Genomic DNA, 12,624 nt, shown 5'->3' on the forward strand with positions numbered 1-12,624 from the left:
TTCCAAAACTATGATACATCTCCGTAGCAAGTATGGGTGGTTGCTCATCTTGTTTCTATGCTGGGCTCACCTTAGCAATGGCCAGGCCATGCAAACCCCAGCGCAGTTTCTGGGCTACAAACTAGGCGACCAGTTTACCTACCACAGCCGTTTGCTGGACTATACCAACCACCTGGCGGCTAGTAACCCTACCAAGATGCGCGTGCAACCGTACGGCAAGACATATGAGAACCGGCCTTTGGTGCTGGCCATCATCTCATCACCAGCCAACATGCAGCGCCTGGAAGAGATACGCACCAACAACCTAAAGAACGCAGGCTTGCTGACCGGACAGGCTACGGGCGGCAAACAACCGGCCATTGTCTGGATGAGCTACAACATTCACGGCAACGAGTCTGTGAGCTCTGAGGCGGTTTTGCAGGTGATGCATGATTTGCTGGACCCCAACAACGCGCAGACCCAGAAATGGCTGGAGAACACCGTGGTCATCTTAGACCCTTGCGTGAACCCAGACGGCCGCGAGCGCTACACCCAGTGGTACAACCGCGCGCGCAACCAACAGCCCAACGCCTCGCCGTGGGCCTGGGAGCATTATGAGCCGTGGCCGGGCGGACGTCCCAACCATTATTACTTTGACCTGAACCGCGACTGGGCCTGGCAGACGCAGATTGAGTCTAAGCAACGCGGCGTGCAATACAACCAATGGATGCCCCAGTTGCACGCAGACTTTCATGAGCAGGGCGTAGACAACCCGTACTATTTTGCGCCTTCGGCGAAGCCCTATCATGACGCCATTACGCCGTGGCAACGCAAGTTCCAGGATGTGATGGGCGAGTACAATCGCAAGTACTTTGACAAGAACAACTGGCTGTATTTCACGCGGGAGAGCTTTGATTTATTCTACCCTAGCTACGGAGATACCTGGCCTACCTACCAAGGCGCTATTGCCATGACCTATGAGCAGGGCGGATCTGGGAGAGCGGGCGTAGTCATTCAGAAATCTGACGGTGACAGCCTGACTTTAAGCGATCGCATTGCCCACCACTACACGGCCAGCTTGGCCACGGTAGAAGCCATGTCTGACCGCCAGGAGGAAGTAGTGAAGGAGTTTAAAAAGTTCTTCTCAGATGCGCAGTCCAAGCCGTTTGGCACCTACCGTAGCTACGTCTTTAAGATGAAGGGCGAAGAAGGACGCCTACGTGACTTGACCGAGTTTTTGGACCGTCAGCAGATAAAGTACGGCTATGCCAGCAGCTCAGGAAGCGCCAAGGGCTTCAATTACCAGAACGGCAAAACCGAAAGCGTGAAATATGAGGCGGGTGATTTGGTCATCAGTTCTTATCAGCCTAAGTCTACCTTGCTCAACGTATTGTTTGATCCCAACGCTAGGCTGGAAGATTCGGTGACCTATGACATCACGGCCTGGTCTCTGCCCTATGCCTATGGTTTGAAAGGCGCCGCCTTCACCTCTAGAGTAGGCATGAAGGACGCCAAACCCGCTACCACGGTCACCAATGCCGTTAACAGCGGAGCGTATGCGTACCTGGCGCACTGGAATGGCGTGCAGGACATGAAGTTCTTAGCAACCCTCTTGAAAGCCAACATTCGCGTGCGCTATTCAGAGGTACCGTTTGTGCTCAACAAAGAAACCTATGCGGCGGGCTCGCTCATCATCACCAGAACCGGCAATGAGAAATTGGGCGCGGCCTTTGACCAGCGCGTCACCAAAGCCGCCGATTCTTTGGGCATCAAGCTAGCCTCTAGCACCACTGGGTTTGTGACCAGCGGCGGAGACTTCGGATCCAGTAAGATACGGTACATCAAAGCGCCAAAAGTGGCCTTATTGACCGGCGAAGGCGTTTCTGCCTATGGTTTTGGGGAGACCTGGCATTTCTTTGAGCAGCAACTAGGCTACCCGGTGACCGTGTTGGGAGGTGACTACTTTGCCAACGTGCCTTTGCATAATTTTGACGTGCTCATCTTACCAACCGGTAATTACGGCCGCATTCTGGAAGAGAAGACCTTGAACAAAGTGAAAGACTGGGTACGCGCCGGCGGCAGATTAATTGCCCTGGAGAATGCCGCCAACTACCTGGCAGACAAGCCAGACTTCTCCCTTAAGAAAAAAGCTAATGATTCTACCTCGGCTAAAAAGGCACCCACAGAAGCAGACTTGAAAAAATATGCCAACCGTGAGCGCGAGTCTATCTCTGAAGAAGTGCAGGGTTCTGTGTTTAGGGTAGCCCTGGACAATACGCATCCGCTGGCTTTCGGGTATGGCAACATCTACACCGCTTTGGTGCGCACCAACAGCCTGCCCCAGTTCTTGAAAGACGGCTGGAACGTGGGTGTGGTGAAAGAACCTACCTCGGCGTCGGGCTTTGTGGGCGCCAACGTGTCAGAGAAGCTAGAGAACGGTCTTGTGCTAGGTGTGCAGGAAATGGGCCGCGGACAGGTAGTCTATTTGCTGGATAACCCGTTGTTCAGGGGATTCTGGCAGGGTGGTAAGCTCATGTTCGGGAATGCCGTATTCATGGTGGGCCAGTAATTTAGACGCAAGACACAAGATGTAAGACACAAGATTTTCTCAAACAAAACGGCTCACCCTGCTAGGTGAGCCGTTTTGTTTGGATTCGTTTTTGGCCTGTTTTCCTCAAATTAGTCCGAAAACGGTTCCAAGGCTGGGGCTTTCTCTGGCATTCCTACGTAGACGCCGTCTTCTCTAATCTCAAGGGTATATCGCTTCAGGGGCTGGGTGCGGCCGCGGCATTCCTGGCCGGTTTGCAGATGGAAGCGGTAGCTGTGCCAGGGGCAGATGATTTCATTGAGGTAGTTAGTCGTGCCTCTACTAAGGGCATCACCTAGGTGCGGACAGACGTTGTCTACGGCAAACAGGCCGGCGGCCGTATGGGCTACGCAGATTTCCTGGCCCTGCACCACTACAGCTCTGGCTTTGGTCAAGGGGATGGTGGCCTTGGCGCTGGCCTCGCTGTCAAAGATTTTAATCCATTCCATATAATGGGTACGCCCAAAGGCAGGACTTGTTTTTAGGCTAGTTTACAGAAAAGAGGCCAAAAACGGAAATGGAGCAAAGATGAGGGGGAAGAAGGAGGGAAAATCAAAAAGTCTGGAAAATGAATAAGCCCGGACAGAATCCGGGCTCCTCACACCAAACTAACAAACAAAACTCTAAAAACCTTAATTTTTTATACTGTATAAGCCAGTAACCAATCTGTGAGCAAGCCTTGAAGAGGGAATTCAGTGACTTTGTTCCTGATTGATGATACAAAGATGCAGGGCCCAGACGCGCTACACAACCCAAAGCAGAAGAAGCGGGCCAATACCTGACTGAACCGAGACTAAACCGGAGTGAACCGGATTTATCTGGCGTGAACCGGACGGCTTATTTTATCAAAGGAAGCCAGGTGCTTCCTGAATTCTGATTTTCTGAACGGTGCCATAGGGGCGAAGTGAAAGGTAGTAAGCTCATGGCAGAGTGAGCAGAAACCAAAACCGAAAGGGCAAAAAAATAGCTTAAAAGTAGTCTAAGCCAGTGCGCAAGCGGATAGCAAATGACTACTTTTAAGCTGAAATAGAGTGTGAATGTCTCTGTTTTACGGTCGGTAAAACGCTAAGGTTTAAGCCGATATGTAAATAATCAGAAAAATTTCTGAAACCTTATTTTGCGCGCTCCAGAAGCACAATTTTTAAAACGTTGGTGCCGGTGTTCACATTCTGGAAGTAGGTAAGGTCAGACCAAAGACGGTCGCCGGCCTTCACGGTGATTTCTTTCTGGGCGCCATCGCTGTCCAGCACGGTTAAGGTACCGGCAGAGGCGGCGTAGGCTTCCTGCTCTGGTGAGGCATGGAACTCTAGTTTCTCACCTGGAGCCAACTCCAGAGAAAGGATGCGCAGGTTGTCTGTGTTCAAGACCTGCTGGAAGGCTTTGGTGGTGCGGGTGTTAGGACCGCTTGGCGTAGTGCCGGCAAAAGAAGGAGTGACACTTAAACCGAAACAAAGAGCCAGACAGGCAACAAAAGAGGTGAATGTAGTTTTCATAGTACTTGAATTATAATGGGTTAAAAAATTTTCTGTAGAAGTGGCTCCTTGTGCGGTAGCGTTTCTGATTATATAGATGCAAATTTCAGAAAAACGTTGCTTATCAAGAAGTTAAGGAAATGTTAAAAGCCGTATTTCAGGATGAAGACGGACAAAGGCAGGACAGGAGGCAAAAAAAGGCAGATGAACCGGAATCGTTTTCGGGCTACTTTCCAGAAAAGAGCCCAAAAACGGTAAAGTGAAGTGACATCTAAGAATATTTCTAAAGATAGCAGAGCGTTACTTAGCCGAAATTCAGAAGACGAACGAAAGGGGGAGTAATTAAAGATCTGAAATCCTGCACTAAAGGTAAGCGACTTAAGCCGGGTCCACGTCAATGACCACGCGGGTGTTCTTAAACTCTTTGTTCTGCACCAATTGGAAGACCGCCTCCTGGATCTGTTGCTTGATTAGCTTCAGGTTGCCGCTGTCCCGGTCCAGCTTGATATGGATCTCCTGCAGAAACTGGTTCCTGATTTTAAAGATATGCGGCGCCTCTGGACCCAACACAGATTTAGGGCCTAGACGGTCCGTCAGGGCTTTGGCCAGGGCAATGGCGGCGTTCTCAGCAGGTCTGGCTTCTGGATGCTTGATGGTCAATTGGATGATGCGCACAAACGGAGGATACCGGAACTTCTGGCGCTCTGCTATCTCCTGCTCATACAAGCCCATGTAGTCATTTTCCATCACCTTCTGGAAGATGGGCTGGTTGGGATTGGCCGTCTGAATCAAGACCTTGCCTGCCTTGCCTTTTCTACCGGCCCGGCCACTTACTTGCACAAATAACTGGAACGCCCGCTCGTGCGCCCTGAAGTCCGGGAAATGAATGATGCTGTCGGCGCTCAGGATGCCTACTAGGCTCACGTGTTCAAAGTCCAGGCCTTTGGTCACCATCTGCGTGCCTACTAACACATCGGTACGCAGGTTTTCAAAGTCCTCAATGATCTGCTGGTGGCTGTTCTTCTTCTTGGTGGTGTCCAGGTCCATGCGCTGGATGCGGGCCTGGGGGAGCAACAACTTCAGTTCGTCCTCAATCTTCTCCGTCCCAAACCCCACCGTCTTGAGCATGGTAGAGCCGCAGGCCGGGCAGTCATTGGGCTTGCGTTCTGTGTAACCGCAGTAGTGGCACCGCAGCTCATTGGAGAACTTGTGGTAAGAAAGACTGACGGCGCAGTTCCGGCACTTGGGAATCCAGGCGCACTCGTTGCAGTCTATGAAAGGCGCGTAGCCTCTCCGGTTCTGGAACAGGATGACCTGCTCTTTCTTGTGCAAGGTGTCTTCAATGGCGTGCACCAGCTTCTGGGAGAAATGGCTGAGCATGTTCTTCTTGAGGCCTTCCTGACGCACGTCTACCAGTTCAATCTGGGGCAAAGTCGCCTCCCCGAAACGCTCTGACAAGGTCACCAGTCCCCAGCGTCCGCTCAGGCTATGGTAGTAGCTCTCTATGGACGGCGTGGCTGAACCCAAGAGCGTTTTAGCACCGTGGTACTGCGCCATGATGAGCGCCACCTCACGGGCATTGTAGCGGGGCGCTGGCTCATGCTGCTTGTAAGACGGTTCATGCTCCTCGTCTACAATAATTAAAGACAGGCCATGGAACGGCAGGAACACGGAGGACCTCACACCAATCACCACCTGAAAGCGCCCCGACAGAATCCCGTTCCACACCTCCACACGCTCATTGTCTGAGAACTTGGAATGGTACACGCCCAACCTGTCGCCAAACACGCGCTTAAGCCGGGTTACAATCTGGGCGGTCAAGGCAATCTCGGGTAAGAGGTACAAGACCTGTCCGCCGGCTTCTACGGCTTTTTGGATGAGGTCAATGTAAATTTCAGTCTTGCCACTTCCCGTGATGCCGTGCAACAAAACCGTGTCCTTCTCCCCGAAGTACTCCAATACAGAATCTCTGGCGGCAGCTTGCGCGGTGGAAAGCTCTGGCATGACGTACGGCCCGCGTTCCAGCATAGGAAACCGGCTCACCACCGTGTCAAACTGCTCCAGCACACCGTTCTTGATGAGTGTATTGATGGCCGAGAGGGACAGGTGCGGATTAGAAGTAATGAGGTTTTTCTCAAGGCCCGCTTCGTTCAGACTCAAATCTTGTAAAAGCGGCACCAGCTGGATGTACTTTAAAAGCACGTCCAGTTGCTTGGGCTTGGCGGCCAGTTGATTGAAGAGTTCCTCTAGCGTGGCCTCATCTGTGGTGAACGCCGGCGAAAGCCTAATCTTCTTGACCACCTTGGGCGCGTACTTCTCGGCTATCTCCTCAAAGATGATGATGATCTCCTTGAGCAGGAGGGACTTGATGATTTTATGGAAGCTGGTGAGTTGCAATAGATGACCTACCTCTGTGAAGGTGAGGTGCGGTTTCTGCTTGAGCCCATAAAGGATAGCCATCTCATGACCTGACAGCGGCCATTCATTGGTCTCTTCCCTGAAATTGGGGTGTAACTGAATCTTAGACTCGCTGCTCAGCTTCAACGCTGACGGCAGGGCCGCGTTGATGACCTCGCCCAAGGTACAGAGGTAATAGTCGGCCATCCACATGAACAGCTTGAGCTGCGGCTCTGTGACCACGGGCTTCTCGTCAATGACTTCCAGCAGGTACTTGGCTTGGTACTCAGCGGGTGGTTGTTCATGAATGCGGGCCACCACGCAACTCAATACCCGCTTAGACCCAAACTGCACCAACACCCGTGCGCCCACCAAGACCTCGTCATTCATCTCGTAGGGAATGCGGTAGGTGTAGAGCTTGGGCAGGGGCAACGGCAAAATGACGTCCGCGAACAGGGTAACCCGTTCAGGGACGTCATCTATAGGTACTTGAAATTCTAGTTCTGGGGTCAAAGCGGGCTCTTTAGGACAAAGGTCGTAAAAAGCACCGGTAAATAGAAGATGATTAGTCTACCAAGACTTTAAAGTCTTCTACCATCAAGGTCATCTGGCGGTAATCTTCCTTTTCTGGGTTCTGCAGCACAGAGGTATACAACAAGACAGGCTCGTCTTTCTCCAGCTCCAACTGCAGTTGCTCCACCATGATGGTTTTCATGGGCAGCCATAAATCCTGTCCGTCTGAGTGGAAAAGGATCTCATATTTGTACGCCTTCAGTTCACCCTTGCGCAAGCCTTGGCTTTCCAGCAACAACAGGTTGTCAGCGCTGATGGCTCTGAACTGGCCGTTGTATTTGACAGACAGACGGTAACCGGCCACAGCCTGGTCTTTGGCCTTCGGCTTAGAGTTTAAAATAGTCTTCAGGCTGGCCTCTGGGTGAGTACGGTTTAAACGCTCCCAGTAGTCATTTCCATCATTAGAGAAAGCGGTTGCAGCACATGTCAGCCACAAGCCACCTAATAAAATTAGCTTCTTCACTTCTAAAGGGTTAGTTATTAGATAAAAGATTGAATAGCACAAACCAGATGAGGTCTGTTTTAGTTCTGCAAAGAAAGGGAGAATACTAATTAAGTACAATGGTGTGGAGGGTGTGATGCTCTAAAAGTGCTCAAAATGAGGGTATAAGGCTAAAATTCTTTTTTGAATCTTATCATGTTCTTTTTAAAATCACAAACTATTTTTAAGAAAATCAGTTGCTCTTAAAGATTTAATAAATATACTTTTTTTAATATATGTGGATGGGTTAGAATAGGATTTTGTCAGCCGGAGGTGATGATAACCGCCTTCATTTTTGGCCTATTTTCTGGAAACGAGGTCAAAAACGATGCTTACCTGCTTGTAAGCTGGCCACGTACCTGGGCAAGTTCCTGTGTTACATCAATGCGTAGGGAGAGATGATGCAGTTTGGCCTCTAGTTTTTGAAGAAATATCTGGTGGCTGGGGCTTGCTGGCGCAAATGGCCTGTGATTTAGGTCTTGCTTAACTTGTTGCCACTCTTGTATAAACTGCTGGAATTCGGCGTCTAGGTAAGTGGCCACAAACTTCTGCCAGATGTAGGTCTCTGCCATCTCTGAGGGATGCAATAAGTCTGCGCTGTAGAATCTATAATCCCTCAAGTCATCTAACAGCAACTCATAGGCCGGAAAATAGGAGACACCTTTATTTTGTTCTTGCATGAAGTGAGCAGCAACCCGCAGGGTGCTTTTGCTGACGCTGTTCAAGGGAAGCGTGTCTTTGAGGTGACGCACCGGGCTCACCGTCAAAATCACGTGTATACCCGGGAAATGCGTCTGTAACAGGTTCAACGTATCTTCTAGGTCCTCCTGGATCTCTGGTACTGTCAACAGTCTTTTAGTAAACTGCTTTTGCGGTACCTTGTGACAATTGGAGACGGGGTGTCCCGTGTCTTGCCGCTCATAAACAAACGCAGTCCCCCAGGTAAGAAGCAGGTGTTGGGTATGCTGTAAACAATTGTGCGCGTCTTTAATGGCCTCTTCTAAGTACAGCAAGAGTACATCTGGCTGGCTGGCAGTAAATGACGAATGAAAATCATAGTGAAACCACTGGCCCTGCCGCTCAACTAACCCTTGTTCCAGCTCCTTTGTATCTTGGGTGATGATGCGCTTTAGGTGCGCATGGCAAGATAGGGGGTTAAATACCGTCCCGAAGGGATTTACCAGAACCGTTGCTTTGTTTTGCAGTAATTGCTGACCAATCACCTCTGCGAAGCAAGAACCCAGCGTGAGGAAGCCTTGTCCCAGAGAGATAGGTGCTGCCGCGGGTGGGATGTTGAGCTCTGTCCTGAATTGCATGGTTCTCATGAATTGGGGTTACTTGCAAAATACGAAATCCTAGTGGTTGTCAGCTACTAGGAGTGCGTGTAACTCTGCCATATTTTGGACAGTGTGCGCAGGCGCTTCTTGCAGGCACAAGGTGGGGTTTCCATATCCGTATTGGGCCCAGCAAGCATCTATCCTGGCATTATTGCCAAAGGCTAAGTCTATGTGAGTGTCTCCCACCATCAGGAATTCGTCCTTAGATATGTCTGGATAGTTTGGAGCAACTACCTCCAGAAAAGCCATAGGATGCGGTTTTTTCTTAAGAGGCACTTCAGGGTTGTCTCCAATGACCAGGTCAAAATAAGACGCGATGTTAAAATGGACAAGGGCTTCTTCAATGGCGCGCTGGCCTTTGTTGCTGATGACTACGTTTCTGATCCCAGCTTTCCTGGCCGCCTCCAAGACAAACTCAGTCCCTTCAAAGAGCGTAGTGTAATGCCCTGCCTCCGTGGAGTAAATGTGCCTGTAGGTCTGTACCCAATTCATTAATACCTGAGGAGTGAGCGATGGGTGCAAGATAGGCAGAATCTCTGGCAGGCTCCCGCCCGTGCTAACCGCTTGCATGATCTCTTGTTCTGTGGGGGCTACAGCTTTGTGTTGACTAAACGTCTTGTTAAAGCTGTACAGAATAGAATCCTTGGTGTGGCAAAGGGTCCCGTCAAAATCAAAAATGAGGACTTTGTAAGAAGGCATGGCCGTTAGAAGGGGAGTTAAAAACAAAACCTCCTGCCGCAGGACGACAGGAGGTCTATACTATCTAAAAAGGAAACAGTGCTTACGCCTCAACTACGTTGAAACGGATTTGGTGCTTCACTTCTTTGTGTAGGTTCAAAGTGGCAGTGTACTCGCCCAAAGACTTCACCTCTTGGTCAAAGTCAATGCGCTTGCGGTCTACATCATAACCAAGAGCCTTAAGGGCCTCAGAAACTTGTAGAGAGGTAACTGCACCGAAGATTTTACCAGTCTCGCCAGCCTTTGCAGGGATAGAAAGAACGGTGGTACCAATACGGTTGGCCAGATCCTGGGCATCATTCTGAATTTTTTCAGCTTTGTGCGCCACCTGACGAACGTTCTCAGCTACTACTTTGCGGGCCGAAGGAGTTGCCATCACAGCAAGACCTTGAGGGATCAAGTAGTTACGGCCAAAACCTGGCTTTACTACTACGATATCATTTTTATAGCCAACGCCTTTTACGTCATCTTTTAGAATAACTTCCATCGTGATTTACCTTCCTATTTTAAAGAGTCAGTTACATAAGGTAGAATAGCCAGGTGACGGGCACGGGCTACTGCTTGTGATACACGACGCTGGAATTTCAAGCTGGTACCAGTTAAACGACGTGGCAACAATTTGCCTTGCTCGTTTACAAATTTCAACAAGAAGTTACCGTCTTTGTAATCGATATACTGGATACCGTTCTTCTTGAAACGGCAGTATTTCTTGCGCGTGTCTTGCTTGTGGATTTTTTCGTTTACTAAACTCATGACGCTTGAGGAGCCTCCTTCTCTTTTTTAGCTGATTTGAATTCGCCGTTTCTGCGGCGCTCGTTGTAAGCAACTGCGTGCTTATCTAGGGCTGTAGTCAAGAAGCGGATGATCTTCTCGTCGCGGCGGTAAGCCAGCTCCAAGATGTCAACCACAGTGCCAGGGGCGTTAAACTCTACCAAGTGATAGAAGCCGGTGTTCTTTTTCTGGATTGGGTAAGCCAGTTTTTTAAGTCCCCAGTTTTCTTCATGGATGATGTCGGCGCCATTTTCCTTAAGCACCTGTCTGAACTTCTCGACCGTTTCCTGCATCTGCACCTCGTTCAACAACGGGGTCATGATGAAGAGCGTTTCGTAATTTTTTAAAGCCATTCTTTTAAGAAATAGTTTTTGGTTCGAGGTGCAAAGTTACTCAGCTTTTCATTATTATACAAACACACTGTCTTTTACTCCTGTAGACTTTCACTGACTAACTTGATCTATTTAAAGGAGACTGTAAGTACACTATATATAATAGAGTGGATTCATTCATTCGTTTTTAGCCTGATTTTCAGGAAACAGGTCAAAAATGGTAAAAACCATCTACTTAGTATCAAGGGTCAAATAGCCGGTCCAAAGGTTGGTGTACTTCGGAGGTGTTTGTATAGAAGAGGGAGGAGGGCAAATGGCTAGAACGCTGTTGGAGGACTCCCTAGTATAAATACGGTATTGAGGATATTGGGGTCAGAAATGGGCCGAACTACAAACGCCAGGCTTAATTTATATACTTTCTAAATAGGCTTTTTCTGGCCTAAGGACGTGGTTTTTAGCCTTTAAGAATAGGGGTTAAACATATGCCTCGCCAGATGTCAAAAATAACCTATATTGAGTTTGATTAATCCCTGTCGGGTAGTAAGTTTGTGCCCGTAATGTACTTTCACCATACCTAACACTACATTTTAGCTATGATTAGCTGCAAAAAGAGAGCAAAATATACCTTCTTACTCCCTTTTGTCTTCTTCTTCTTTGCCCTGTCTACTGTATTTGCACAGGAGGCGGCCAATGTTGGAGCGGCAGGAGTGACCCCAGGTTCAACGGCACCGGCCGCGGGCGCCGCCACTGCTGGTGCTTTGCCCACAGAAGATGCAGGGGTAATTGACGCTGGTGCTACCTTATTCAAAAATAACTGTGTGCAGTGTCACTCAGTTACCGAAGAAGTGGTAGTAGGTCCAGGGTTGAAAAACATCCACACAAAAAGAACCTTGCCTTGGTTACAGAAATGGATTAAGAACTCCAGTGCTTTGATTCAAAGCGGAGACAAAGATGCCGTTGCTGTTTACAATGAGTACGCCAAGCAGCAAATGCCATCTTTTGCTTTCTCTGATGATGAGATCAACTCTATTGTCGCTTATATTAAGAAAGAAAGCGCTGCACCTGCCGCAGTAGCTACTGGTCAAGAAGGCGTACCCGGTGCCGAAGCTGGTGCCAATGTAGGTGAAAATGCCGTTGGTGACCTGGGTGGTTACATGGACATTGTCCTAGTTGCCCTGGTAGTGGTGCTTATTGTGTTGGTAATTACTTTGTTGATCATTGCCTCAGTATTGAAGGGCTATTTGAAGAACAAGGCAGATTTAACTGGTGCTGAGCAAGAAATGCTAGAACAGCGCACTAACTGGACTAATATCTATAAATCAAAGGCGGTACGTGTTATAGTTGGTTTGATACTGGCTGTGGTAGTACTAGACCTGACCATTGATAAAGTTATGGGGATTGGTATCCAGCAGGGATATGCGCCTAAGCAGCCAATTGCCTTCTCTCACAAATTGCACGCTGGTGACCACCAGATCAACTGTAACTACTGCCATACGTCTGTCTACAAGAGCCGTAGCGCCAATATTCCTTCGGCTAACATCTGTATGAACTGCCATAGCCAGATTAAGAAGGAGTCTCCAGAGATTCAGAAGATCTACCGTGCCATTGAAAACAATAAGCCTATTGAGTGGGTGCGCGTGCATAACTTGCCTGACCTGGCTTACTTTAACCACTCTCAGCACACCAAGGTTGGTGGCGTAGAGTGCCAGACCTGCCACGGTCCAATTGAGACCATGGAAGTAGTTGCGCAGTTCTCTCCCTTGACCATGGGTTGGTGTATTGACTGTCACCGCAACACGCCTCTTAACACAGAGGGCAACGCTTACTATGACAACTTGGTTAAGTTGCATGAGAAGCAATCTAAAGGCGCTTTTGTAGTTGCGTCTAACGGTGGTACAGAATGTTCTAAGTGCCACTACTAATCACTACATATCCATCCTGAATTTGAGTTTTTGAA

General features: G+C 49.1%; 11 protein-coding genes. 2 read left to right on the forward strand and 9 right to left on the reverse strand.

Going from position 1 to position 12,624, the window contains the following annotated elements; translation table 11 throughout:
• The first annotated feature begins 10 nt into the window (after positions 1–10).
• Complete coding sequence (locus ABD880_RS18655; protein WP_345169615.1) at positions 11–2,548, forward strand: M14 family metallopeptidase; 2,538 nt, start codon at positions 11–13, stop codon at positions 2,546–2,548.
• Positions 2,549–2,658: 110 nt separating this feature from the next.
• Here ABD880_RS18655 and ABD880_RS18660 read toward each other — a convergent pair whose 3' ends face one another.
• From ABD880_RS18660 to rpsF, 9 genes are all read right to left on the reverse strand, one after another.
• Positions 2,659–3,015 (reverse strand): Rieske (2Fe-2S) protein, encoded by a 357-nt coding sequence (locus ABD880_RS18660; RefSeq protein ID WP_345169618.1) that lies wholly within the window; start codon positions 3,013–3,015, stop codon positions 2,659–2,661.
• A gap of 663 nt (positions 3,016–3,678) precedes the next feature.
• The gene (locus ABD880_RS18665) at positions 3,679–4,059 is read right to left on the reverse strand and encodes a hypothetical protein (RefSeq protein WP_345169620.1); all 381 of its coding nucleotides are present in this window, start codon (positions 4,057–4,059) and stop codon (positions 3,679–3,681) included.
• Between the two features lie 357 nt (positions 4,060–4,416).
• Positions 4,417–6,948 (reverse strand): replication restart helicase PriA, encoded by a 2,532-nt coding sequence (gene priA / locus ABD880_RS18670; protein WP_345169623.1) that lies wholly within the window; start codon positions 6,946–6,948, stop codon positions 4,417–4,419.
• A 52-nt stretch (positions 6,949–7,000) separates the two neighbouring features.
• The gene (locus ABD880_RS18675) at positions 7,001–7,471 is read right to left on the reverse strand and encodes a hypothetical protein (protein ID WP_345169625.1); all 471 of its coding nucleotides are present in this window, start codon (positions 7,469–7,471) and stop codon (positions 7,001–7,003) included.
• Positions 7,472–7,821: 350 nt separating this feature from the next.
• Complete coding sequence (locus ABD880_RS18680) at positions 7,822–8,814, reverse strand: GSCFA domain-containing protein (RefSeq protein WP_345169628.1); 993 nt, start codon at positions 8,812–8,814, stop codon at positions 7,822–7,824.
• Between the two features lie 30 nt (positions 8,815–8,844).
• On the reverse strand, positions 8,845–9,525 hold the full coding sequence (locus tag ABD880_RS18685; RefSeq protein WP_345169631.1) for an HAD family hydrolase: 681 nt from the start codon (positions 9,523–9,525) through the stop codon (positions 8,845–8,847).
• Positions 9,526–9,607: 82 nt separating this feature from the next.
• A complete protein-coding gene (gene rplI, locus ABD880_RS18690) occupies positions 9,608–10,051 on the reverse strand; it encodes a 50S ribosomal protein L9 (RefSeq protein ID WP_066504841.1) in 444 nt (147 codons plus the stop codon).
• A gap of 14 nt (positions 10,052–10,065) precedes the next feature.
• On the reverse strand, positions 10,066–10,317 hold the full coding sequence (rpsR, locus tag ABD880_RS18695; protein WP_048921044.1) for a 30S ribosomal protein S18: 252 nt from the start codon (positions 10,315–10,317) through the stop codon (positions 10,066–10,068).
• Positions 10,314–10,688, reverse strand: a complete 375-nt coding sequence (gene rpsF / locus ABD880_RS18700) for a 30S ribosomal protein S6 (RefSeq protein ID WP_345169640.1) — start codon at positions 10,686–10,688, stop codon at positions 10,314–10,316. The genes rpsR and rpsF overlap by 4 nt, the downstream gene beginning before the upstream one ends.
• Positions 10,689–11,260: 572 nt before the next feature.
• Between rpsF and ABD880_RS18705 the strand changes: the two genes are divergently transcribed.
• Positions 11,261–12,589, forward strand: a complete 1,329-nt coding sequence (locus ABD880_RS18705) for a c-type cytochrome (RefSeq protein WP_345169643.1) — start codon at positions 11,261–11,263, stop codon at positions 12,587–12,589.
• The last annotated feature ends 35 nt before the right edge of the window (positions 12,590–12,624 follow it).

Origin of the sequence: Nibribacter koreensis, from assembly GCF_039541795.1 — a bacterium.
Lineage (GTDB): Bacteria > Bacteroidota > Bacteroidia > Cytophagales > Hymenobacteraceae > Nibribacter > Nibribacter koreensis.

Excerpts from the sequence above, each read along its gene's own strand:
- ABD880_RS18655 (WP_345169615.1), top strand. The coding sequence starts at position 11 with ATGATACATCTCCGTAGCAAGTATGGGTGGTTGCTCATCTTGTTTCTA.
- ABD880_RS18660 (WP_345169618.1), bottom strand. The coding sequence starts at position 3,015 with ATGGAATGGATTAAAATCTTTGACAGCGAGGCCAGCGCCAAGGCCACC.
- ABD880_RS18665 (WP_345169620.1), bottom strand. The coding sequence starts at position 4,059 with ATGAAAACTACATTCACCTCTTTTGTTGCCTGTCTGGCTCTTTGTTTC.
- ABD880_RS18680 (WP_345169628.1), bottom strand. The coding sequence starts at position 8,814 with ATGAGAACCATGCAATTCAGGACAGAGCTCAACATCCCACCCGCGGCA.
- ABD880_RS18685 (WP_345169631.1), bottom strand. The coding sequence starts at position 9,525 with ATGCCTTCTTACAAAGTCCTCATTTTTGATTTTGACGGGACCCTTTGC.
- rplI (WP_066504841.1), bottom strand. The coding sequence starts at position 10,051 with ATGGAAGTTATTCTAAAAGATGACGTAAAAGGCGTTGGCTATAAAAAT.
- rpsR (WP_048921044.1), bottom strand. The coding sequence starts at position 10,317 with ATGAGTTTAGTAAACGAAAAAATCCACAAGCAAGACACGCGCAAGAAA.
- rpsF (WP_345169640.1), bottom strand. The coding sequence starts at position 10,688 with ATGGCTTTAAAAAATTACGAAACGCTCTTCATCATGACCCCGTTGTTG.
- ABD880_RS18705 (WP_345169643.1), top strand. The coding sequence starts at position 11,261 with ATGATTAGCTGCAAAAAGAGAGCAAAATATACCTTCTTACTCCCTTTT.